Raw genomic sequence first — 22228 nt, 5'->3', positions numbered from 1 at the left:
GATGTTCTCCTGCGGTTAGGTTAGGGCTGCTTGTATTTGTCGCCGACCTTTTGGGCGGCTTCCTGGCCCTTGGCCAGCGCGTCAGCCACGCTGCCCTGGCCGGCGATGGCGGAACTGACACCCTGGGACACGTTTGTGCCGAGGGCTGCGAACTCGGGAATGCCGACGAACTGGATCCCGACGGCGGGGCGTTCCTGCGCGCCGGGGTTTTTGGGGTCGGCGTTCTCGATGGCGAAGCGCTCGGCTTCGAAGAACGGCGCTGCCTTCTGGAACTCGGCGTTCTCATAGGTGGAGATGCGCTTGCCGGACGGAACCTTTGCCCAGCCGAGCTCGGACGCCACGAGCTCCTCGTAGTCCTTGGAACTTGCCCAGGCAATGAACTTCTCGGCAGCGTCCTGCTTCCTGGACGCGGCCTGCATGGCCCAGGACCAGGTCCACAACCAGCCGGAAGAGGCTGTTTCCTTGACCGGTGCCTGGGCGTAGCCGATCTTGCCCTTGACCGGGGAGTCCTCAGCTTCCAGGGCGCCTGCGGCGGACGTTGCGTCGTACCACATGGCCACATTGCTCTGGCTCATGTTGTTCAGGCACTCGGTGAAGCCGGCCTGTGCGGCGCCTGCTTCGCCGTGCTCGCGGACAAGTTTGGTGTAGAACTCCACAGCTTCGGTGAACTCCGGGGAGTTGACCTGGGCATTCCAGTCCTTGTCGAACCAGGTCCCGCCGAAGGTGTTCACCACGGTGGTCAGGGGTGCGAAGACCTGGCCCCAGCCCGGCTGCCCGCGGAGGCAGATGCCCTTCATGCCCGGTTCCGCGCCGTCCACTTTCGCGGCGATGTCCGCCACCTCGTCCCAGGTGGGTTTTGCCGGCATGGTCAGGCCCTCGGCGTCCAGGATGTCCTTGCGGTACATCAGGAACGAAGACTCACCGTAGAACGGTTCGCCGTAGAGCTTGCCGTCTTCACCGGTGAGGGACGCCGTATAGGCGGGCAGGATGTCTTCCTGGTCAAACCCGGGATCCGCAGCAACATCATCCAGCGGAGCAAGCCAGCCGTTCGCGGAATAGAAGGGAATTTCATAGTTGGACAGGGAGGCGACGTCGTACTGGCCGGCCTGGCTGGAGAATTCCTGGCTGATCTTGGCCCGCACGTCATTCTCCGGCAGGATCGTGTAGTTGACCCTGATCCCGGTTTCCTTGGTGAAGTTCTCCGCGGTAAGCCGCTGCAGATCCTCCATCTGCGGGTTGTTGACCATCAGGACACTGATGCTGTTCGGGTCTCCGGCGGAATTGCCACCGCCGGCACCTGCACAGGCCGAGGCGCTCAGCGCGACACACAAAGCGCCGGCGGCCAGGGTCGCAGCACGCATTTTTGGGCGCATTAAGGACTCCTTTGTTCTTCAGGGGTGCACAGTCACCGCACCCGACTGCCACGTCGGGGTACTGGACCTGGGCGAGGGCCATCCACCGGAGATCCCGGTGTTCCTCGCTGATGTAGTTCAAGGTTAGGCCTGGGGCGCAGGCCACAACTAGCGTCCTGCTTGCCAATTTCTGATACTTATTTTCCGGACAGCACGGCGGATCAGGCGCTACTCTGGGACCGGGACCGCCCACGCCTGTCCATACTTCATAAACCCACACACCTACGGAGCACCACGATGACCGCCGCGGATACTGCTGACGGAGCCACGGCAAGGCTGGCCGAACGCCTGCTGGGGATGCGGGCGAACCGGGAGGTCATCCCGCCGGACCCCAACCATTCAGTCCGGTGGCACCAGCACAGCTACCCCAGCCCGGTGGCACGCTGGAACTACCATCCCGAGTACGAAATCCACTTGATCCGCAAGGGCACGGGAAAGTTCATCGTCGGAGACCACATCGGCACGTTCGAGGCCGGCCATGTTGCCTTGGTGGGGTCCGGCCTGCCGCACGACTGGGTCAGTGACCTGGAGCCCGGCGAGGTGCTCGAGAACCGGGATGCCGTGATCCAGTTCGACGCTAAATGGGTTGAGCAGGCTGCGGCCATGGTTCCCGAACTGGCCGAGGTGAGGCCGCTGCTGGAGCAGTCCCAGCGGGGGATCGAGTTCCTGGGACGTTCAGCGGAGGACGCGGCGGCGGCCATCGAGGCGATGGGTGCCACCTCCGGCCTGGCCCGGCTCCAGCACCTTTTTGAGTTGTTCGGGGTCCTGGTCCGGGCGCCGCAGGAAGACCGGCGCTACCTGGCCGAGGAATGGTTCCGCCCGCAGCTGGACGGCCAGGCCGCCGCCGTCGTGGACCTTGTCCTGGAGTACGTCTTCAGCAACCACGCCGGCAGCGTCAAGATGTCCGAGGCGGCGGCATTGGTGGGCATGCCCGAACCCACCTTTTCCAAGTACTTCAAGCGCGCCACCGGCCAGAATTTCAGCGATCTTGTGCGCAAGCTCCGCCTGGCCCACGCGCGGCGCCTGCTGGAACGGACGGACAAGGCCATTTCGGACATCTGCTACGAAGTGGGCTTCTCCAACCTGTCCAACTTCAACCGGCACTTCCTGAACGATGCCGGGGAAACGCCGCGGAACTACCGCCAGCGCGTTCAAAGCTGACGGCGGCGGCCCGGCAGCAGGTCTGTTGCCCGTGACCAGCGCCCATAGGGTGGGGCCATGGCTGATACATTCGCGTCCCTGATTGAAGCATTCAAGAACATTGGCGTCTCTAAGGCGTACGGTGCCCCGGTCCAGGTCGGAGGGGAAGAGGTCATTCCAGTGGCGCTGGTGTCTTTCGGGTTTGGCGGAGGCGGCGAAGCCGGGCCGGACGGTGCCTCCGGCGGCGGGGGAGGCGGAATGGTGCTACCGCTTGGTGTGTACCGGAACGTCGGCGGGCAGGTGTCCTTCCGGCCCAATACCGTGGTGGCACTGTTTTGCCTGGTGCCCGTCATTTCGGCCGTCGGGGCGGCGGTGCGTAAGGCGATCCGGGCCGCGAAAGCGTAGCGGGAAAACCCGCCGCACCGGGCTGCGCAACGAGGCCCTGGGTCGGTGCGCGGGGACCGCCCCTGCGCGCTGACGCCGGGCGTTACTGCGCCAGACTGCAGCGCAAGGGAACTGCCGTGGCGCTGGGACCGGCCGTCCCGCCGTCGTACGCCCGGGTCTAGACTGGCCGCATGGGTGACGTTGACGATTCCCTTGCCGCCTTGCCTGAACCTGAACGCGGCTGCCTGCAGCGCGTTATCGCGGCCGCGCGGCGCATTGTCCCCGAGGCCGAGGAGGGCCGCAGCTACGGGATGCCCGCCTTGAAGCTGGACGGCAAGCCGCTGATCGGGGTGGCGGCGGCAGCCAAGCACCTGTCCATCTTCCCGTTTTCGCCAGAGGTGGTGGACGCCGTCGCGCCCAGGCTGGAGGGCTTCTCCCTGTCCAAGGGCACCGTCCGGTTCACGCCGGGCCATCCCGTCCCTGATGAGGTGGTGGAGGAAATGGTTCGGCTCCGCCTGGCGGAGATCCGGAAGTAACGCAGGGCCCGCGCCCCGAGGATAAAGGAAGGGAACCGTGAAAACCAACGAACTGCTGCTGGACGCCTTTGCCCGGGTCCGTGAGACCGTGGAGGCCACCCTTGATGGGCTCGACGGCGGGGCGCTGGCCCTGCGGCCGGACGGCACCGGCAATTCGATCGCCTGGCTGGTCTGGCACCTGGGCCGCGTGGAAGACGCACAGCTCGCGGATGTGGCCGGCCGCGAACAGGTGTGGACGGCGCAGGGTTTTGTGGGCCGGTTCGCCCTGCCGCTCACAGCCAACGACACGGGGTACGGCCATTCCAGCGAGCAGGTGGACGCGGTGCGCGCTGAGCCGGGACTGCTGCTGGAGTACTACGACGCCGTCCACCGGCAGACCGTGGAGTTCCTGGAGGCCCTGGGCGATGGTGACCTTGACCGGATCGTCGACACCCGCTGGGACCCGCCGGTCACCCTCGGTGTGCGGCTTGTCAGCACCCTTGCGGACTGCCTGCAGCACGTGGGGCAGGCGGCGTACGCCAAGGGACTGAAGCCGCCGCAGGGCCGGTAAAAATCCCCTATTTCCGTGGGCGCATTTCGGTTCCATAATGGCCTCGTAGGCTTCGGGGACCCTGGCGCCATTGATGGCTGGCGGGGCACGCAGAGTTCCAGGTGGCCGCCCCGGCAGTGGCGCGAAGGGCGGCCAGGCGTTGTCCCTGACCGCCAGGTCCGGGCAGCGCAACCGGGGGAGAGCAGCCGCCATTACGGCAGACAATGCACTAAGGAATCACCATGCTCAAAGATTCAGCAATCATGGCTGTCCTTCCCGCAAAGGACATTAACAGGGCCAAGGATTTCTACCGGGACAAGCTGGGACTGGAACCCTCCGAAACCATCGAGGACAGCCTGATGTACCGCTGCGGCAACGGAACCAGCTTCCTCATCTACCAGACCGACAACGCCGGCTCTGCAAAGAACACCCAGATGGGCTGGGAGACGGACAACCTCGAACGCGAGATGGAGGAGCTGCGCGGCCGAGGCGTCACTTTTGAAGACTACGATTTCCCCGGCCTGAAGACGGAGAACGGCGTGTCCACCGACTCATTCGGCAAGGGCGCCTGGTTCCTGGACAGCGAGGGAAACATCCTCAACATCGCCCAGCGCGCGTAAGTCAGGGGCGGTTCCCGAAGGAGGATTACGACGGCGGCACGCGCCGCCGTCGGCCGCCGCACCGTGGTGTGGAGGGCTTTTGTTCGCAGTGTTACACGAAATATCAAGGCGGGATCAAGACGGAATCAAAGTTGCCTCAGGCTTCCCGCAGTTTCCGCATTACCGGTTCTGCCGGGAAATAGGCTCCTCACCATAACCACTTGTGGCTAAGCAAAGGCCCGGCGTGCTGCCGGGCCTTTATTTGTTGGGGGACAACATCAATGACGAACAATGGGCCCGGGCCTGTCCAGCCGGCTCCGGATCCCGGACCGGGGCCGGCACGGCGGCCGCGGTGGAAGTTCGGCGCCATCGCGCTCGGGGTCTCGCTGGCATTCTTCGTTGCCGGTGCTGCTTCACTGCCGGCGGCTTTCTCCGGAGGCCTGGCGCCGGTCACCGCGCAGAGCCGGGCTGCGGCGGCCACCTCCACAGCCAACACTGCCCCCTCAGCCATGCAGGCGGCGTCGATCGCTCCGCCAGCCCTGGAGACGGGCGCGCCGCCGGATGTCGAAACCACTCCTCTTGTGGCGCCGGTCGCCGTGCAAGCTTCAGGACCGCAGCCTGCCTTCGCCACCACAGCGTCGGAGCTGCTGGCCACCCTTCCGATCAAGGGCCGCGCCCCCAAGACCGGCTATGACCGTGCCCTGTTCGGGCAGGCCTGGGCGGACGTGGACCGGAACGGCTGCGACACCCGGAATGACATCCTCCAGCGTGACCTGACGGGTATCACGTTCACGAACAGTGTCCCCTGCAAGGTGCAGTCCGGGACGCTGGCGGACCCCTACACGGCGACGTCCATCAGCTTCCTGCGGGGGAGCGGGACCAGCAGCAGGGTCCAGATTGACCACGTGGTTGCGCTCAGCGACGCCTGGCAGAAGGGTGCACAACAGCTGACCACCGAAAAACGGACGGCGTTCGCCAACGATCCGCTGAACCTGCAGGCCACGGACGGGCCCACCAACCAGAAGAAGGGCGACGGCGACGCCGCCACCTGGCTGCCGCCGAACAAGGGGTTCCGGTGCGAATACGTTGCCCGGCAGATTTCGCTGAAGGCGGCGGACAGTCTGTGGGTCACCCAGGCCGAGCACGACGCGATGTCCGCCATCCTGGCCAGTTGCGCGGACCAGCTGGCGCCCACGAACCAGGCTCCGGCCGCTCCTGTACCAGCACCTGAAGTTGCTCCGGCGGAGCCCGCGCCGGTGGCGGCGGCACCCGCGCCGGCGGCTGTGCCACCGGCTCCCCTGGCTCCTGCGCGGGTGGTGCCCGCGCCTGCTCCTGCTGCCCCGGCACCTGGCGTGTATTACGCCAACTGTGCCGCTGCCCGGGCCGCCGGAGCCGCGCCGCTGTTCACCGGACAGGCAGGCTACCGGGCCGGGCTGGACCGCGATTCGGACGGCGTTGCCTGCGAAAGCTGACCCATTGACTTGGGGTTTACACGCCCCATTGCATCACCATCTCAACCATTTCCTAGGGGGAAACATTGAAGAAGACACTGTCATTAGTCCTGCTGACCGGCTTGATGCTTACCGGATGCGGTGGCCAAAAGGCGGCGGTGCAGCCGGCCGAGACTGCCACCGCCGTTGCCGCGGTTGAAGAAGCCGTCACGCTTCCGGACGTTGTGGGCCTGACCCTGGACAAGGCCACGGACCAGTTGGAGGATCTTGGTTTTGAGGTCGAGGCTGTGGATACCGTTGAGGGCAAATCGATCTTGATGAAGAAGAACTGGCAGGTGACATCGCAGGACCCGACGGGCGGTGCAGGCCTGGCGAAGGGCTCCACCGTGAAACTGGGAGTGACGTCACTGGACAAGCTGGCGGCGGACAAGGTTGCCGCCGAGAAGGCAGCGGCAGAAAAGGCAGCCGCTGAGCGGGCTGCTGCCGCGCAGGCTGCGGCGGAAAAAGCTGCGGCGGACAAGGCTGCAGCCGACCAGGCCACCGCGCAGCAGGCCGCCGCAGAACAAGCTGCCGCAGCTCAGGCGGCCGCAGCCCAAGCAGCGGCTGAGCAGGCGGCACGGGACGCTGCTGCCCGCCAGGCTGTACCCGCGCCGGCACCCGCAGCACCGGCGCCGTCGTCCGTCCAATACGCCAATTGCACTGCGGCGCGAGCGGCAGGAGCAGCACCCATCTATGCCGGTACGCCGGGCTATGGAAAGCACCTGGACAGGGATGGCGACGGAATCGGTTGTGACAAATAAGGCTTGGGCCCGAACGGGCTCATCGTCGAATTAGCCCTCGGCAACACGATGCCGTGGATACCCTTCGCAGGTGTCCACGGCATTTCGTTGCTCGGTCCCGGCAGTCCCATGATCAGTGCGACGTCAGTTCGCGCATCAGTCCGAGCTGTGACAGGAACTCCACCTGGTCGAAGTAGAAGTGGTGGGATGTGATTTCGCCTCCTTCAACCCGGGCGATGTCGCAGCTCCGGACCCTGACCTGCTTGCCCGTAGCCGGCATTGTTTCGCCGGTGGGCAGGCTCAGCGGTCCGGTGTTCGTCCCTACAACGAAGCCCTCGTCGATGGCCACGTTCCCGGCCTCGTAGCTGTCACCGTGCTCGTACCGGACGTCGGGCATCGATTCCCAGAAGTGGAAAAGGTAGTTGGTGATGGCGTCGCGCCCCGTCAGTTCCCCTTCATCGGGGGTGTAGGCAACAGCGTTGGCGGCGTAGCACCGGGCCAGCGTCTCTTTGTCCTTGTTGTCCATGGCCGTGGTGAGACGGTCCATGACTTCGCGTGCCTGTCCCATTGTGGACCTCCAATTTTTGGGCGGCCTCACGGAAGCGGGGGCCGCTTCGTGGATTGGTTCCGGCTGCTGCCGGAACCTCTTTAATTGCACGTCCGCCAAAATTTGCTGTCAACGGACGCTGCTACCCTGCTTCAGAACGGCAGCGTCACCAGTGCCAGCAGGGCCGGGACGGTAGCGCCCAGGGTGCCCGGGATGCTGTCGCCCTTCTTCGGATAGTGGCCCAGCATGTCCGCCAGGAACATGGCCGGAGCGGTCAGCACCATGTTCAGGCAGCAGTAGACCACCAGGGTGTAGCCCACCACCAGGTAGCCCATGTTTACCGCGGCCACCCCCGCCAGGACTCCCAGGCCGATCACCAGGTTCCGGAACCCGGTGGGGATGGCCCACATCATCACGGCCGGAACGTTCCGCGGCGGGGTACTCAGGAACTTTTGCGCCCACGGCCGGTGCATCAGGAAGCTTTCCAGCGGGAACACCGCGATGTACACCACGGCGGCGAGGACCGCGAAGATCTGGGATACGGCTTTCATGAGGGAAGAGTACGACGCCGGTGCGCGCCTTCCCCATCCCCTCCAAGGGGGTTCCGGGGTGCTTGGGAAATCCCCACTCTGGGGGATTGCGGTGCGGCCCCTCGGGCGGATACTGGAGCTATGTGGGAGGAGCGCGCTGAGCGTGCCCGGCGGGACATCGCCGCCCTGGCCACCAGCGGAATGAACCTGGCGGACCTTTACCCCGCCGCGCTCGCCGTGGTGCAGCGGACGGTGCCGTTCGAGCAGGGGTGCTGGGCCGGCGTCGACCCCCACACCCTGGTGATGACGTCCATTACCAACTGGAAGCCGTGGCCGGTGCGGGAAGACGAGTATGTGGAGTATTCGGCGCGCTTCGCCGAGACAGAATATGCGGGCAATGAACCGAACACCTTCGCCCAGCTGCTGCAGCGCCCACGTCCCATCGCGCGCATGTCCGACGCCCCGCACCGGGAGGTGGTCCGCAGCGTACGGATCAACGACCTGCTGAAGCCGCAGGGCCTGGAGCACGAGCTGCGGGCGGCCTTCCGGGTGGACGATGCCTGCTGGGGTGTCGGCAGCATCTTCCGCGATGCCGGCCGGGATTTCACGGACCGTGAGGTGGAGTTCCTGGCTGCGGTGACAGCCACCCTCGCGGCAGCCACCAGGATCGCCGTAAGGGCGGGGCACCCAACCGGGGCAGCCGCCGCCGGACCTGTGATTGTCATCGCCGGCCCGCGCGGGGAACTGAGGGCGGCAACCCCGGCCGCCGTTTCCTGGCTGGCCGGGGTGGAGGATGCCTTGCCGGGCCGTTTCAGCATGGTGCTGTACTCGCTGGTGTCGCAGGCCTCAGCCGCAGTGTCCGGCACGGCCCGGGCCAGGATGCGCGACGCCGGGAATAACTGGGTGGTGCTGCAGGCCAGCCGCCTGATCACCGGTGACGATCCAGGGCAGATGGTGGTCACCGTGGAACCCGCCACCACCCATGACCTGGCCACCCTGCTGCTCGCAGCCTATGGAGTCACGGCACGCGAGCAGGAGGTCTGCCTGGAGGTGCTGTCCGGGAACGCAACGGCAGACATCGCCCGGCACCTGTTCATCTCGCCGCACACTGTCCATGACCACCTGAAATCGCTCTTCGAGAAGGTGGGTGTGGGCAGCCGCGGCGAACTGGTGGCCAGGCTGGTGGCCTGACAGCAGGCCTGGGGGTGCCGCCCCTGTGCCAGTGCTGTAAAGCCCTTCCTCGCTGGTGCCGGCGCTTGTATGCTGTGGATCGGAGAGCCGGGAAGCCTGGTCGGCCCGCAGCCAGCGGCTGCGGAACGCCTTGGCGCCGCCACAGGCGTTCGCGTGACGAGCCAAGGAGCGGACTGTCCATGGATGCAGCAGCACAACCCGTGATCGAAGCCCGCGGCCTGGTTAAGGACTTCGGCAAAACCAGGGCCCTGGACGGGCTTAACCTGAGCGTGGCGCCGGGGGAGGTGCACGGCTTTCTGGGCCCCAACGGTGCCGGCAAATCCACCACCCTGCGGATCCTGCTGGGCCTGATCCGGCCCACCTCGGGCACCTCCCGGGTCTTCGGGCTGGACCCGTGGGCCGAGCCGGTAGCCGTGCACCGGGACGTCGCGTACGTTCCCGGTGACGTGAGCCTGTGGCCGAACCTTTCGGGCGGCGAAGTGATCGATCTGCTCACCGGCCTCCGCGGCGGCGCTGACGAAAAGCTGCGCCGCGGCCTCATCGAGGAGTTCGAGTTTGATCCCCGCAAGAAAGCCAGGACCTATTCGAAGGGCAACCGGCAGAAGGTTGCCCTGATTGCCGCCTTTGCCCGCCCGGCGCGGCTGTACCTGCTGGATGAGCCGAGCGCCGGCCTGGACCCTGTGATGGACGCCGTGTTCCGGCGCCAGGTGGAGCGGGTCAGCGGGGACGGGGCTACGATCCTGCTGTCCAGCCACATCCTCAGCGAAGTGGAACAGCTCTGCCACCGGGTGACCATCATCCGTGCCGGGACTGCCGTGGAAACAGGCACCCTGGGCGAGCTGCGGCACCTGCAGCGAACGCATTTCCGGGTTACCGGGCTGGCCGATCCCGCACGGGTGGCCGCGTTGCCGGGCATCCACGGGGTGAGCGTTGCCGGGACCGCCGCAGAGTTCGACGCCGATCCCGGTGACCTCGGGTCTGTCCTGGCCGGCATCGCGGAACCGGGCATCAGCGGGCTCTCGGTGGCCCCGCCGTCCCTGGAGTCTTTGTTCCTGCGCCACTACAGCGACGGCAACGGCAAGCGGACCGGCAAAGGCAGGCGGACCGGCAACGCCACAGAGGGCAGCGAGCGCACTGACAGCGGGGTGCTGTAATGTCCGGTGTGCTGCGGCTGGTCCTGTTCCAGGCCCGGCGGGACAGGGTGGCGCTGCCCGTCTGGATCCTGGGCATCACGCTGCTCAGTTTCGCCACGTCCGCCGCGGTGGCCACCCAGTTCGGGGACGAGGCCGGCCAGGCCGCTATCCTCCGCCTTGCCGCAGCCAACCCGGCGTTCCTGTTCCTCCGCGGCCTGCCTGACGGGACCGGCACCGGCGCGGTGGTGTTCTTCCAGGGTTTTGCGTTCACGGCTGTCCTGGCAGGCCTGATGAGCACATTCCTGGTGGTGCGGCACACCCGCACGGACGAGGAGCTCGGGAGGGCCGAGCTCCTGGGCGCGGTGCCCATCCCACGGGCCGCGTCCCTCGCAGCGACGCTGCTGCTGGGCACGGCCGCGAACCTGGTGCTGGCTGTTTCTGCGGCGGGCGCCTTCATGGGAGCCGGACTGCCGGGGACCGGCTCGGCTGCGGCGGGTGCCGCCGTCGGGAGTGTCGGCATTTTCTTTGTTGCCCTTGCCGCCGTCACCGCCCAGGCCCTGCCCTCGGGCAGGAGCGCCAACGGTGCCGCCGCGGGCCTGGTGGGCGGGGCCTACCTGGTGCGCGGCATCGGGGACGCGCTGGGGACTCCTGCGGCGGACCTGCTGCACGTTACGAGTGCCTGGCCCTCGCTCCTCTCGCCGATCGGCTGGGGCCAGCGCACCAGGCCGTTCAGCAGTCCGGACCCGGCTTGGCTGCTGGTGCCGCTCGCTGCCGCGGCGGTCCTGGGTGTGGTGGCAGTAACGGTCCGACGACGGCGGGACGTGGGTGCCAGCCTGCTGCCCGAGCGTGTGGGCAAAGAGCGTGCAGGGGTGGGCGGGACCTCTTTTGTGGGGCTGGCGTGGCGGCTGCAGCGGTCCACGGTGGCTGGCTGGTGCATTGCGGCCGCGGCCCTGGGCGCCGTGGCAGGGGCCCTTGGCCCGGCGGTCACCGAGACGGTATCCAGCCTGGGGCCGGTGAAGGCGATGATTGAGCGGCTGGTGCCCGGCGGGCAGGCCGGACTGATCGACGTGTTCGTCACGGCGCTGCTGGGTGTGGCGGGGGTGTTCGCGGCCGCCGCAGGCATCCAGGCAGTTCTCCGGATGCGCGCCGAGGAAGCGGAGGGCAGGGCGGAGCTGCTGCTTTCCGCGCCTAAGTCCCGCCTCCGATGGCTCGGCGCCAACCTGGCCGTGGCTGCCTTTTCCGCCGCCGCTGTTTCCACGACCGCGGGAGCCGCTGCCGCCGTCGGCCTCGCTGCCTCAGGCACCTCCGATGGACCTGCCTGGTCACTGGTGCCGGCGGCACTGGCCCATGTCCCCGCAGCCCTGGTTTTCCTTGCAGCGGCAGCGGTTGCCTTCGCGGTGGCGCCGCGGCTCAGCATCCTGGCCGGCTGGGGGATACTCGCCGCGGGAATTATCCTGGGCGAGTTCGGGGAGCTGTTCGGCCTGCCGGTGTGGCTGCAGGACGCAAGCCCGTTCCGGCACTCTTCGGCCATGCCGGTGGAATCCTTCGACCAGGCCGGGGCGGCGGGCCTGCTGCTTGTGGCGGGGGCCGGGGCCGCGCTGGCCGCCTACGCCCTGCGCCGGCGGGACCTGACCGCATGATGCCGGCCCTGACACGATGAAACGGACCCTGAAGCCATGAAGATGATGCTGCTGACCGCCGGAACGCGCGGCGACGTGGAACCCTTTTTTGCCCTGGCGCGGGCCGCTGGGGCGCGCGGACATGAGGTCCGGACAGCCATTCCGGAGAACTCCGGTGCGGATACCGCCAGCCTGGACACCGTCAGCCTGCGCATGGACTTCGCCCAGCTGGTCAGCGACCAGGGTGTTTCTCCCCGGGCCGCGGCCAGGACCTTCAAGACGGTGATCCGGCCGGCGGTGGGCCGGCTTCTTTCCGCGGCTGTGGAGCACATCGTTGCCTTCGCCCCGGATGTGGTGGTCTACCACCCCAAAGTCCTCAGCGCTCCGGCCGCGGCCCAGAGGCTGGGAATCCCGTCCGTGCTGGTTGAGACCGTGCCCGCGCTGACGCCCACCAGGGAGTTCCCGTCGCCCATCATCCCCGCGGCCAGCCTGGGCCCGCTGAACCGGTTCAGCTACGCACCGGCGAGGGCGGCCACACTGATGTTCAGGCGGGAACTGCAAGCTGCGCTGGACCTGCTGCCGCCAGGACGTACGCCGGCAGCGGGGACCCGTGCCACACTGATCCCCGTTAGTCCCCACCTGCTTCCCCGCCCGGCTGACTGGCCGGCCTCGGTGCGCCTGACGGGCCACTGGGCCGCGAAACCCATGGCCATGGAGATCGATGACGAGCTGGCGGCCTTCCTGGACGGCGGGGATTTTGTGTACGCGGGGTTCGGCTCCATGAAGGCCGGCGACGCCAGGGAACGGGGCGCGGCGATCGTTGAGGCAGCCCGGAGGAACGGCTTGAGGGCGCTGGTTGCCACGGGATGGGGAGGAATCGAGGTTCCAGCGGCTGTGATGGGCGGCGATGTCCTGGTCAGGGAGTCGGTGGCCCACCACATGGTCCTTCCGCGCGCCGCGGCAGCCATCCACCACGGCGGCGCGGGCACGGTCCATGCCGTGGCGCGGGCCGGGATCCCGTCCGTGGTGGTGCCGTTCATCGCTGACCAGCCGTTCTGGGGTGCTGTCCTGCACCGTCGGGGCCTGGGCCCACAACCGGTACCGTACCGGAAAGTCACCGCGGACAGCCTGGCCCGGGCCCTCGGCGAGGCCCGAAGCTGCCGGATCCAGGCAGCCCGGACAGGTGGGCTGGTGCGCGCCGAGGACGGGACCGCCGTCGCGGTTGGTGTCCTGGAAGGGTTGGCGGGTCCTTAAATTTCCGCGGCCAGCTGTCAGGCAGGACCGTGAATACTTGCGGGACGGTGCCGGGCGGGGTCGAAGTTGTCAAAAGACGAGGCTCCAATCAGGAAGATGCCCCGCTGTGGGATCCAGAAGCCGCCCAGCCGGGTCTGCACCCGCAGGGGCTGCAGGCTACCGAGGTCCTGGCCATTGAGCGAGGCGGAGCTTCGGGAAACGAACCACATGCGGCGGGGTTTCGCCCGGAAGCCCTGCCCGTTGGGAACGGCGCCCGTCAGTCCCAGCCGGCCCGCGCGGAGCACCGGACCGGAGGCGGCGCCCATGGCCTTCAGCACGGTCTTGTTCTCCAGGGCTGAAGCAGGGAGGGCTGTCAGTGCTGCCGTCATGACGCGGGTGACGGGGGTTGACGCTAGCTCCAGGTCCCATGCCAGGTCAACGTCCCCGCCAATGCGGACGCTGAGCGCCGCGTCCCCCGTCCAGGTGACCGTGATGGGGCATTGGACTGTAGCCTCCAGGGCGGAGCCGAAGTAGCGGGCGCAGGACACCGCGGGCGGCGCGTCGGCGTAGATGGTCCAGGAGCCGGAGGGCCGGCGCAGCCAGACGGACCTGTATCCGGGGCCGATACTGGTGACGGGAAAGCGCCGCATGGCAAGGACATAGCCGGTATTGAAGGACAGGCCCATCACCCCGTACCCGGAAAACCGTTCGTCGTCCCCGGGCCCCAGGGCAGCACTCTGTTCAACTTCGAGGACCTGCGCCCGGATGCTCTTCATGGCTTCCTGCCTCCACCGTCAGCGGTGGCGTCAGTCTACGCCCGGCTGCCCGCCCGCGGGAGTCACCCGGATCCGGGAAATGCGCAGCCGGTCCATCGCCGTCACCGTCAGCACATGGCCGGCCACCTCCACGCTGTCGCCCACCTTGGGGAGCCGGCCCAGCCGGTCGATGATGTACCCGGCCACGGTCTCATAGTGGCCCTCCGGCAGTTCGATGCCGGACGCCGTTTCGAACTCCTGCAGGATCAGGGCGCCGTCCACACTTAGCGTCCCGTCGGCCTTGGTGACGCGGTCCTCCGGGTCAGTGCCGGTGTCGTACTCGTCGTAGATCTCGCCCACCAGTTCCTCCACGAGGTCCTCCAGGGTGACGATGCCGTCCGTGCCGCCATACTCGTCCACCACCAAGGCAATGTGCTGGCCCAGCCGGCGCATCCGGGACAGCGAAGGCAGGACTTTGTTGGTGCCCGGCAACGGAAGGATCTCCCGCACGATGTCCCGCACCGGGCCGTCGTCGTACTCTCCGTCGCGGGGCATAAGGTCCCGGATGTGGACGAAGCCCAGGACGTCGTCGGGCGATTTGCCCATAACGGGATAGCGCGAGAACGGGCCGTCCCGCACCATGCTGCGCGCCTCGCCGATGCTCATGCTGCCGTTGATGAAGGTGACGTCCGTGCGGGGGCGCATCACCTCCTGCAGCGAACGCTCGCCGGCGCCGAACACATCGCTGAGGATGCTGCGGCTGTGCTCCTCCAGCATCTCGCTCTCAGCCACCATGTCCCACAGTTCCTCGGAGCTGATGCTCTCCTGCTTGGCGTTGGGGTCGCCGCCGAACAGCCGCACCACCGCGTCCGTGGAGACGGACAGCAGCCAGACGACGGGCCGCATGATTTCGGAGAGGACGCCCAGCGGAGGGGCAAGGACCCTGGTGAAGCCGACGGCGCTCTGCATGGCAAGGCGCTTGGGCACCAGTTCGCCGAGCACCAGGGAAAGGTAGGCCACCAGCAGCGTCATGCCGATGAAGGCGACGGGCTCCGCGGCGGGGCCGAAGCCGATGCCTTCCAGGAGGGGTTCGACGTCGGGGGCGATGGTGGAGGCGCCGTATGCGGCGGAGAAGAAACCGGAGAGCGTAACGCCGATCTGGACCGTGGACAGGAACCGGTTGGGATTGCCGGCCAGTGCCGCGATCCGTGCCCCGCGCTTCCCGGTTCTCTCCATCTGGCGCACTTGGCTCTCGCGGAGGGACACCAGCGCCATTTCCGTGCCCGCGAACACCCCGCCCAGCAGCACAAAGAAGAGGACCAACAGGAAATTGAGCAGGGTGTCGCTGTCCATGATCAGACAGTACCGAATGCCGCTGCCCGGGTTACGCTCCGGGCCTTTGCGGCGTAGGGTCTGAGGGACCATGACCGAACAGCAACCGTATGAGCTCGTGAGGCGCTACCCGCACTTCGAGCTGCGCCGTTATCCCGCCTATGTTGTGGCGGAAGTCCAGGTCAATGCGACCTTTGACCGTGCCGGAAACGCTGCTTTCCGGCACCTCTTCAACTACATCAGCGGCAGCAACACCGCGCGGCAGAAGCTTGCCATGACGGCGCCCGTCATCCAGGAGCCGGGGCCCCCGCAGAAGCTGGCGATGACCGCCCCCGTGCTGCAGAGCGGTCCGCTGCGGGGCGGTGAACCCACTGATTTTGCGGTGGCGTTTGTGCTCCCTGCGGGCGTGACGGCGGAGACGGCGCCGGAGCCGCAGAACCCTGACGTGAAAATCCGTCCGGTCCCCGGCTCCCTGACCGCAGTTGTGCGGTTCTCGGGCAGCGGTTCGGAAGCTGCGTTTGCCCGGCACTACGAGGGGCTGCAGGCAGCGCTGAACCTGGTGGGGCTTGCGCCGGTGGGGCCGCCTCGGTTTGCCCGCTTTGATCCGCCGTTCAAGCCATGGTTCCTCCGCCACAACGAGGTGCTGCAGGACGTCGCGGACGCCTGACCGCCGCTGAGCGGCGCCGGCCAGCGCTGGCCGGCGCCGCTCAGGATGCAGGTTCCTTCGCCAGGAACCTGCGCAGTACGGTGGCTGTCAGCCAGGTGACCAGGCTGCAGGCAGCGGCGCCCCAGAGGATGTCCGTTACCGCCACGGCGGCGGTGAAGTCCTTGAGCACGGCGAACGCCGTCAGCGCCCAGGTGGCGTAGGTGAAGAAGCCGAACAACGCCGCCCCCGTGACCCGCTGCCGGAGGGTGGCCTGGGCGTCGTTGGGCCGGACACCGTAGTGCACCATCCCGGCCACGAAGATGAGGTAGAAGGCAACAGCGCCGGCAGCGTTGGGCCTGGGCGCGATCAGGTGGCCGATCTGGCTTTGATAGAGGTTGCTTGCCACGAAGCTGATCCAGACGAGGTCCAGCACGGCGAAGATCACCGCGGTGACCGCGTAGGAAATAAGCCATCTCTTGGCGCGGGTGTTCATGCTTGGCTCCTTGACTCGGCGTAGAGGTTCTCCACGATGTGGCGGACGCGCTCGGTGAACGCGGTGCGTTTGAGCTTCATGGTGGGCGTGACCATTCCGTTGGCCTCGCTGAGGTCGGCCAGGAGCAGCACGAATTTGCGCACCTGCTCGGAGCGGGCCAGCTTCGCGTTGGCGGCACTGACCGCTGCGCCGATGGTGCTGAGGAGGCGGGCGTCCTCGATCTGGACTGCCCCGCCGTCGTCCGGGATCCGCAGGCCGGCAAGATCGGCGATGCCCTGCCGCTCGGCCCACGCCGTGACGGATTCGGGGTCCAGCAGCACCAGCCCGCCGAGGTACGGTTTGCCCTCGCCCACCATGACGGCGTGCGCCACCAGCGGATCGCCCTCCACGTAGCCTTCCCAGATGGCCGGGGTGACGGTCTTGCCGCCGGCGGTGACAATCACGTCCTTGATCCGGCCCTTGAGGGTAAGCCGGCCCAGCTCATCGAGCTCGCCGAGGTCCCCGGTGCGGAAGTACCCGTCCGTGAACGCGTCCTGGTTGTCCGCCGGCCTGCGGTAGCCGGCGAACACGCCCACGCCGCGGGCCAGCACCTCACCCCGGTCCGAGATACGCACGGTGGTTCCGGGCATCGGGACGCCCACCGTGCCGGCGCTGATGGCACCGGGCATGTTCCCGGTCAGCGGCGCGGTGGTCTCCGTCAGGCCGTAGCCCTCGATGACGGGCAGGCCCAGGCCGCGGAAGAACAGGGACAGCTCGGCATCCAGCGCTGCTGCGCCGGAGAGCAGGTAGTCCAGGCGGCCGCCCACCAGCGCGCGGAGCCGTGCGTAGAAAAGGCGGTTGAACACTGCGTGCCGCGCACGCAGGCCGAACGGGGCGCTAACGGAGGGGTCGGCGTCGTGCGCTTCCGCGAAACGGCCGTACTCGACGGCGGTGCGCTGCGCCGCTGCCCACACCCCGCCCAGGTGCTTCCGTGCCGCGGCGGCGGCAGCGGACGCCTGGATCTTCTGCAGCACGCGGGGGACCACCACCAGGAACGTGGGCTTCAGGACGCCGAGGGCGGGCACCACGTCTTTGGGGTCGGACAGGTGGGCGATGCGCATGCCGTTGGCCAGGCAGATCAGCTGCAGGCCGCGGGCCAGTACGTGGGCCATGGGCAGGAAGATCACGGTGTTGCCGCCTTCGCGGACCACGCCCGTGTAGGCGGCGCCCACGTTCAGCACCTGCCCCACGAAATTGCCGTGGGTAATCAGTGCGCCCTTGGGGGCGGCGGTGGTGCCGGAGGTGTAGACGATGGTGGCCACGGCGTCGAGGTCCGGCAGCAGGCGCCGCTCCTCAACGGCGCTGTCCGGGACAGCGGCGCCGCGCTCAGTCAGTTCGGCCAGGTCCGCGCCGGGACGAGCATCCATGGTCCAGACGCCCAGGTGCTCCGTCCCGGCCTGTTCAAAGCCCTGCTTCAGCAGGAGGGCATGCCCGGCGGTGCCGGCGATGGCGAGGCGGACGTCGGCGTCGTCCAGGACCGCGGCCACCTGGGGCAGGGCGGAGGTTTCGTAGACGGGGACCACGACGGCGGCGGCGAACCAGGCCGCCATGTCCGCCACTGCCCATTCGTACCGGGTGGGGGACATGATGGCCAGGGACTCGCCGGGCTGCAGGCCGGCGGCGATGAGGCCTTTGGCGAGGGCGCGCACCTCCTCGACGAACTGCCGGGTGGTCACCTGGCGCCAGGGATCCGTGACGGCGCCTCCCGGGGTCCGCACCTCGAAGGCGACGTGGTCCGGGGACGTCTGGAACCGGTGCATCAGCAGCTCCGTGGCGTTCCGGTGGCCGGCCGGCTCAACCAGCAGCGGGGTGGAGAACTCTTTCAAATGGTGTCCTTTGTGGAAAGCGTGTGCAGGTGGTCCTTCATCAGGCCTTGGGCGGCCCGAAGGAAATCGGCCACCGCGTCCTGCTGGGCGGCGGGCAACGATTCGATTTGCTGGTTGGTGGCGTCCATGAGGGGGCGCATCAGGCGCATGATGTCGCGGGAAGCGGCAGCCGTGGCGCTGACGTGCACATGGCGGCGGTCCCCTTCGCCGCGGAGGCGTTCGGCGTAGCCGCGGGTTTCCAGCCGGCTGACGATCGCGGTGGTGGTGGCGGCGGTGGCGCCAAGCTCCAAGGCGAGGTTCCCCACCGTCATGGGTCCGGACTGGGACAGTGCGGAGAGGGCGCGGTAATCAGTGAGGTTCAACCCGAGCCTGCCCGCCACTTCACGCTCAGTTTGGTTGGCCAGGGCCAGCACTGCCTGAAGGGCGACGGCGGCCGGGTGGTACGACGGTCGGCTCATGGCTCCTCCTCTCTTTCGCTAGTCTATATAGTAATTAGATAAGCTTGTAATCAAATCAGTTTGAATAGGCGGTTGCGCCGGTGCCCTACGCGGCTCCCGGCCCGGCGCGGGAAAGGAACGTCCTGATGAAGGATTCGGACCGTAAGGCGCTCATCATTTTTGTGGTCTCCGTGCTGGTGGGGGCGCTTGTCGCCGTTGCCGGCAGCCAGGGGGGTGCCGCTGTGGGCGGTTTCCCGCTGTTTGCGCTGGGGGTGGCTGCGGCGTTCGTCATCCAGTGGCTGGCCTTCATCCCGGCGTTCAAGGCGCAGACCGAAAAGTACTACGACCTCACCGGCGCCCTGACCTACATTGGCATCACCGGCCTCCTTGTCCTGCTGACTCCGGGCGTTGATGCGCGGGGCCTGCTCCTGGCGGCCCTGGTGGTGGTCTGGGCGGGGCGGTTGGGAAGCTTCCTGTTCCGGCGCGTCAGCAAACACGGCAAGGACGACCGCTTCGACGAGATCAAGCCGTCCTTCTTCCGCTTCCTGAACACCTGGACCGTGCAGGGCCTCTGGGTTGTCCTCACCGCGGCCGCTGCCTGGATCGCGATTACTTCCGCCACCAGGGTGGGCCTGGACTGGTGGGCGCTGGCGGGCTTCCTGGTGTGGGCTGTTGGCTTCGGCATTGAAGCTGTGGCGGACAGCCAGAAGGGCCGCTTCAAGGCGGACCCGGCCAATGAAGGCAGGTTCATCTCCACGGGCCTGTGGTCCAAGTCCCGCCACCCCAACTACTTCGGCGAGATTGTGCTCTGGATCGGTGTGCTCCTGATCGCCGTGCCGGTGCTGGAAGGCTGGCAGTGGGTGGCCCTGCTGTCCCCGGTGTTCGTGGCCTTGCTGCTGATCAAGGGCAGCGGCATCCCGCTGCTGGAGAAGAAGGCGGACAAGAAGTGGGGCGGCGAGCCCGGGTATGAGGCCTACAAGAAGAACACGCCGGTGCTGATCCCCAAGCTGTAAGGAGCTTCTCGGGGGCCCGGCTGCTGATAGGGACGCAGGGCCCTAGCCCTGGCTGTCCCCGGTGGGTACGGTGTCCGCATGCAGAAGATATCGATTGATGCCCTGGCCCGCCAGCAGCTCGAGGCAGCGGTGGCGGCTTCCAGCGGGCGGGCGGCGGACACGGCCTTCGGCGGCCATGAGAAGAAGCTGCGCCAGACTGTCATGGCGTTCCGTGCCGGCACCGAGCTGAGCGAGCACCAGAATCCCGGCGAGGCCACGGTCTACGTCATCAGGGGATCGGTCTGGCTGAAGTCCGGCGGTGAGGCGTGGCAGGGCAAGGCCGGGGACCTCCTGATCGTCCCGGACGGGCTGCACAGCCTGGAGGCCGAGGAAGACTCGGCGGTGCTGTTCACGGTGGTCAAGACGGACCGCTAGTCTCCGTGCGGCGCAGCCGCGCGAGCAGCCACACCGTTCGCGGGACGGACCAGGCGAGGGCCAGTTCGGGCGCTTTGACCGGGCTTTCGCTCTACGTGGTTCCTTCGGGTGCGGCAGGCCTTCCGCCGGGCCCGTCCTGCACCGTCACCGGGAGCAGGGACGCTGCCATGTAGCTGGTGATGTGCCGGGCGAAGCGTGGCAGGGACCAGCCCCGCTTCAGCACGAGGAGCTCGTAAAGCTCGGCCGAGCTGCAGACCCAGAGAACGTCGGCCGCCTCAGCCGCTGAGACGCCGTCGCGCAGGTAGCCGCGGTCCTTGAGGTACCGGGCGTGGTGCCGCATCCGTTTGAGGCGGTTATCCTCGATGTCCTCGAGAAGGGCAGCCATTTCCTGGTCGTTGACGGCGGCCGCGCGCATCAGCAGCCGGACCGGGGTGACCATCGAACCTACCTCGGCGGTGAGGAGGCCCCACTCGCGCAGTATCGCTGCCGGCTCGGATTCACGTTCCCTCATGGCATCGGAGCGCTCATATGCGGAAACAGTGCCGGCGCCGGCCAGATTCCGCTCATAGAGGGCCCGGACCAGGCCCGCCTTCCCGCCGAAGGCCTTGTACACCGTTTCCATCGAAACGCCGGCCTCGCCGGCGACGGCTGCAACCGTGGTGCCGGCATAACCGCACTCGTTGAGCTGCCGCTCCGCTGCCTGCAGGACCGCATCCCTGTTGCGCCGGGCCTGCTCTTGCCGCCCGCTGGAGTTGTACCGGCGCTTACCCTTGACCTCTGCCACTATTCGTTCCATGCTTGAGTATCAGATACAGGCGACTGTATCAAATCATTCGAGGAGTGGGAATGATGGGAACGGCAGCTCCCGCGGAAGAGGTATTGCAGCGGTTGCTCACTGCTGTGAACTCCCACCGTCTGGACGATCTTGCGGCCTGCTTCTCCCGCGACTATCTCAATGAGACCCCCGTCCACCCGCAGCGGGGCTTCCGCGGGCGGGACCAGGTCCGCAAGAACTGGCTGGAGATCTTTTCCCAGGTTCCGGATCTTCGCGCACGCGTCCAGAGGAGCGCCGCGAAGGATGACACGCTGTGGACCGAATGGGAGATGGCCGGGACACGGCGCGACGGCGCTTCCTTCCTGATGCGCGGCGTGGTCATTTTCAAAGTTACCGACGGGCTCTTTTCTGCCGCCCGGTTCTTCCTCGAACCGGTGGAGGATGCCAGCGGCGACGTCAACGCAGCAGTCAGCCGGGTGCTTGGCAGCACCCCGGATTTCAGGGAGTAGGCAGCATCATGATTCTTGTTGCAGGGGCCACCGGCCAGCTGGGCGGCCTTCTTGCCCAAACATTGCTCACCAAAGGCTTCCCGGTGCGGGTCCTGGTCCGGAAAGGCTCAGCGCATGATGCCCTGGTGATGGCCAGCGCCGAGGCCGTCACCGGTGACTTGAAGGACCCTGGCTCACTCGCGGCGGCCTGTGACGGGGTGGACACCGTGGTGACCACAGCCAATTCCTCCGCCCGCGGCGGCGCGGACACCGTGGACTCCGTGGACCGCCTGGGCAACCGGAACCTTATTGAGGCAGCCAGCAGTGCCGGCGTCGGCCGTTTTATCTTTGTGTCCAACCTCGGCGCAAGCCCCGCCAGTCCGAACCCCTTCATGGCCGCCAAAGGTGAGACCGAGCAGCTGCTGCGCGGCAGCACGATGTCCTGGACCATCATCCAGCCCAACCTTTTCATGGATAAGCTGCCGGTCCTCGTGGTGGGGATCCCGGCTCTTTCCGGCCAGCCGGTCACCCTCGTGGGGGAGGGCAGGCGTGAGCATTCCCTGGTGGCCATGCGGGATGTGGCACAGTACGTGCTGGCCGCGGTGGAACACCCGGAACGGGACGGCCGGGTACTGGTCCTCGGCGGGCAGGAGGCGGTGTCCTGGCGTGATGTGGTGGAGGCTTTTGAGCAGGAGCTCGGGCGCAGTATTCCGGTGCGGACGGTTCCCCCGGGTCAGCCCGTACCCGGCATGCCGGACCTGCTGGCCGGGTTCCTCGCGCTGCTGGAATCCTACGATTCACGGCTGGAAATGGCGGATCTGGCCGCGCAGTACGGAGTGGTGCCCACAAGTCTCAGGTCCTGGGTGCACCGGTTCGTGCTGGAATCGTCCGGCGCTCCGGCCGGGGGCGTTCCTAAGGTGTGACCGT

Annotated in this window: 25 protein-coding genes; 16 read left to right on the top strand and 9 right to left on the bottom strand. The window is 67.4% G+C overall.

Features of this window, described 5'->3' with window-relative positions; genetic code table 11:
- Nucleotides 1-20: 20 nt before the first annotated feature.
- Entirely contained in the window at nucleotides 21-1373 is a 1353-nt protein-coding gene (locus WHH00_RS14120) for an ABC transporter substrate-binding protein (protein ID WP_406633710.1), read from the bottom strand.
- Nucleotides 1374-1649: 276 nt separating this feature from the next.
- Here WHH00_RS14120 and WHH00_RS14115 point away from each other — a divergent pair, with 276 nt between their 5' ends.
- The 7 genes from WHH00_RS14115 to WHH00_RS14085 all read left to right on the top strand — a co-directional run bounded on the left by WHH00_RS14115 (nucleotide 1650) and on the right by WHH00_RS14085 (nucleotide 6851).
- Nucleotides 1650-2573 (top strand): AraC family transcriptional regulator, encoded by a 924-nt coding sequence (locus WHH00_RS14115; RefSeq protein ID WP_406633708.1) that lies wholly within the window; start codon nucleotides 1650-1652, stop codon nucleotides 2571-2573.
- Between the two features lie 57 nt (nucleotides 2574-2630).
- On the top strand, nucleotides 2631-2957 hold the full coding sequence (locus tag WHH00_RS14110; RefSeq protein WP_406633706.1) for a hypothetical protein: 327 nt from the start codon (nucleotides 2631-2633) through the stop codon (nucleotides 2955-2957).
- 170 nt (nucleotides 2958-3127) lie between these two features.
- Entirely contained in the window at nucleotides 3128-3472 is a 345-nt protein-coding gene (locus WHH00_RS14105; RefSeq protein WP_406633704.1) for an iron chaperone, read from the top strand.
- A gap of 37 nt (nucleotides 3473-3509) precedes the next feature.
- On the top strand, nucleotides 3510-4022 hold the full coding sequence (locus tag WHH00_RS14100) for a DinB family protein (protein ID WP_406633702.1): 513 nt from the start codon (nucleotides 3510-3512) through the stop codon (nucleotides 4020-4022).
- 221 nt (nucleotides 4023-4243) lie between these two features.
- Nucleotides 4244-4621 (top strand): VOC family protein, encoded by a 378-nt coding sequence (locus WHH00_RS14095; protein ID WP_188811287.1) that lies wholly within the window; start codon nucleotides 4244-4246, stop codon nucleotides 4619-4621.
- A gap of 260 nt (nucleotides 4622-4881) precedes the next feature.
- Nucleotides 4882-6072 (top strand): DUF1524 domain-containing protein, encoded by a 1191-nt coding sequence (locus tag WHH00_RS14090; RefSeq protein WP_406633699.1) that lies wholly within the window; start codon nucleotides 4882-4884, stop codon nucleotides 6070-6072.
- Between the two features lie 65 nt (nucleotides 6073-6137).
- The gene (locus WHH00_RS14085) at nucleotides 6138-6851 is read left to right on the top strand and encodes an excalibur calcium-binding domain-containing protein (protein WP_406633697.1); all 714 of its coding nucleotides are present in this window, start codon (nucleotides 6138-6140) and stop codon (nucleotides 6849-6851) included.
- Nucleotides 6852-6963: 112 nt separating this feature from the next.
- Here the strand turns inward: WHH00_RS14085 and WHH00_RS14080 are convergent, their stop codons facing one another.
- Both WHH00_RS14080 and WHH00_RS14075 read right to left on the bottom strand, forming a co-directional pair.
- Nucleotides 6964-7398, bottom strand: a complete 435-nt coding sequence (locus tag WHH00_RS14080) for a nuclear transport factor 2 family protein (RefSeq protein WP_406633695.1) — start codon at nucleotides 7396-7398, stop codon at nucleotides 6964-6966.
- 131 nt (nucleotides 7399-7529) lie between these two features.
- Nucleotides 7530-7928 (bottom strand): DUF1304 family protein, encoded by a 399-nt coding sequence (locus tag WHH00_RS14075; protein ID WP_406633693.1) that lies wholly within the window; start codon nucleotides 7926-7928, stop codon nucleotides 7530-7532.
- 120 nt (nucleotides 7929-8048) lie between these two features.
- Here WHH00_RS14075 and WHH00_RS14070 point away from each other — a divergent pair, with 120 nt between their 5' ends.
- The 4 genes from WHH00_RS14070 to WHH00_RS14055 all read left to right on the top strand — a co-directional run bounded on the left by WHH00_RS14070 (nucleotide 8049) and on the right by WHH00_RS14055 (nucleotide 13104).
- Nucleotides 8049-9098: a helix-turn-helix transcriptional regulator gene (locus WHH00_RS14070; RefSeq protein ID WP_406633691.1), complete on the top strand. Its 1050-nt coding sequence runs from the start codon at nucleotides 8049-8051 to the stop codon at nucleotides 9096-9098.
- Nucleotides 9099-9277: 179 nt separating this feature from the next.
- On the top strand, nucleotides 9278-10252 hold the full coding sequence (locus tag WHH00_RS14065) for an ATP-binding cassette domain-containing protein (protein WP_406633689.1): 975 nt from the start codon (nucleotides 9278-9280) through the stop codon (nucleotides 10250-10252).
- Nucleotides 10252-11871: a polyketide antibiotic transporter gene (locus tag WHH00_RS14060; protein WP_406633687.1), complete on the top strand. Its 1620-nt coding sequence runs from the start codon at nucleotides 10252-10254 to the stop codon at nucleotides 11869-11871. Before WHH00_RS14065 ends, WHH00_RS14060 begins: the two co-directional genes overlap by 1 nt.
- Before the next feature lie 36 nt (nucleotides 11872-11907).
- Entirely contained in the window at nucleotides 11908-13104 is a 1197-nt protein-coding gene (locus WHH00_RS14055) for a glycosyltransferase (protein WP_406633685.1), read from the top strand.
- A gap of 17 nt (nucleotides 13105-13121) precedes the next feature.
- Here WHH00_RS14055 and WHH00_RS14050 read toward each other — a convergent pair whose 3' ends face one another.
- A complete protein-coding gene (locus WHH00_RS14050; RefSeq protein WP_350003872.1) occupies nucleotides 13122-13859 on the bottom strand; it encodes a hypothetical protein in 738 nt (245 codons plus the stop codon).
- Nucleotides 13860-13889: 30 nt separating this feature from the next.
- Complete coding sequence (locus WHH00_RS14045) at nucleotides 13890-15191, bottom strand: hemolysin family protein (RefSeq protein WP_406633683.1); 1302 nt, start codon at nucleotides 15189-15191, stop codon at nucleotides 13890-13892.
- Between the two features lie 70 nt (nucleotides 15192-15261).
- Between WHH00_RS14045 and WHH00_RS14040 the strand changes: the two genes are divergently transcribed.
- Nucleotides 15262-15837, top strand: a complete 576-nt coding sequence (locus tag WHH00_RS14040; protein WP_406633681.1) for an SOUL family heme-binding protein — start codon at nucleotides 15262-15264, stop codon at nucleotides 15835-15837.
- A 40-nt stretch (nucleotides 15838-15877) separates the two neighbouring features.
- On the opposite strand, the gene WHH00_RS14035 is transcribed toward WHH00_RS14040, so the two are convergent.
- The 3 genes from WHH00_RS14035 to WHH00_RS14025 are packed head-to-tail and all read right to left on the bottom strand — an operon-like array spanning nucleotide 15878 to nucleotide 18632.
- Nucleotides 15878-16309 carry a DUF2177 family protein gene (locus WHH00_RS14035; protein ID WP_406633679.1) on the bottom strand — a complete coding sequence of 144 codons (432 nt, stop codon included), beginning with the start codon at nucleotides 16307-16309 and terminating at the stop codon, nucleotides 15878-15880.
- The gene (locus WHH00_RS14030) at nucleotides 16306-18174 is read right to left on the bottom strand and encodes an AMP-dependent synthetase/ligase (RefSeq protein ID WP_406633677.1); all 1869 of its coding nucleotides are present in this window, start codon (nucleotides 18172-18174) and stop codon (nucleotides 16306-16308) included. Before WHH00_RS14030 ends, WHH00_RS14035 begins: the two co-directional genes overlap by 4 nt.
- The gene (locus WHH00_RS14025) at nucleotides 18171-18632 is read right to left on the bottom strand and encodes a MarR family winged helix-turn-helix transcriptional regulator (RefSeq protein WP_406633675.1); all 462 of its coding nucleotides are present in this window, start codon (nucleotides 18630-18632) and stop codon (nucleotides 18171-18173) included. The genes WHH00_RS14030 and WHH00_RS14025 overlap by 4 nt, the downstream gene beginning before the upstream one ends.
- A gap of 125 nt (nucleotides 18633-18757) precedes the next feature.
- On the opposite strand from WHH00_RS14025, the gene WHH00_RS14020 reads away from it, so the two are divergent.
- Together WHH00_RS14020 and WHH00_RS14015 are read left to right on the top strand one after the other, a co-directional pair.
- On the top strand, nucleotides 18758-19624 hold the full coding sequence (locus WHH00_RS14020) for a DUF1295 domain-containing protein (protein ID WP_400579890.1): 867 nt from the start codon (nucleotides 18758-18760) through the stop codon (nucleotides 19622-19624).
- A 78-nt stretch (nucleotides 19625-19702) separates the two neighbouring features.
- On the top strand, nucleotides 19703-20038 hold the full coding sequence (locus WHH00_RS14015; protein ID WP_350003866.1) for a cupin domain-containing protein: 336 nt from the start codon (nucleotides 19703-19705) through the stop codon (nucleotides 20036-20038).
- Nucleotides 20039-20129: 91 nt separating this feature from the next.
- On the opposite strand, the gene WHH00_RS14010 is transcribed toward WHH00_RS14015, so the two are convergent.
- On the bottom strand, nucleotides 20130-20834 hold the full coding sequence (locus tag WHH00_RS14010) for a TetR/AcrR family transcriptional regulator (protein ID WP_406633673.1): 705 nt from the start codon (nucleotides 20832-20834) through the stop codon (nucleotides 20130-20132).
- 50 nt (nucleotides 20835-20884) lie between these two features.
- Here WHH00_RS14010 and WHH00_RS14005 point away from each other — a divergent pair, with 50 nt between their 5' ends.
- Together WHH00_RS14005 and WHH00_RS14000 are read left to right on the top strand one after the other, a co-directional pair.
- Nucleotides 20885-21322, top strand: a complete 438-nt coding sequence (locus WHH00_RS14005) for a nuclear transport factor 2 family protein (RefSeq protein WP_400579886.1) — start codon at nucleotides 20885-20887, stop codon at nucleotides 21320-21322.
- 8 nt (nucleotides 21323-21330) lie between these two features.
- Nucleotides 21331-22224 carry an NAD(P)H-binding protein gene (locus WHH00_RS14000; protein ID WP_406633671.1) on the top strand — a complete coding sequence of 298 codons (894 nt, stop codon included), beginning with the start codon at nucleotides 21331-21333 and terminating at the stop codon, nucleotides 22222-22224.
- The last annotated feature ends 4 nt before the right edge of the window (nucleotides 22225-22228 follow it).

This window comes from Pseudarthrobacter quantipunctorum (assembly GCF_045291495.1).
GTDB classification, from domain to species: domain Bacteria; phylum Actinomycetota; class Actinomycetes; order Actinomycetales; family Micrococcaceae; genus Arthrobacter; species Arthrobacter quantipunctorum.
Note: the sequence above shows the minus strand (reverse complement) of the source record. Positions and strands in the feature narration are given on the sequence as shown.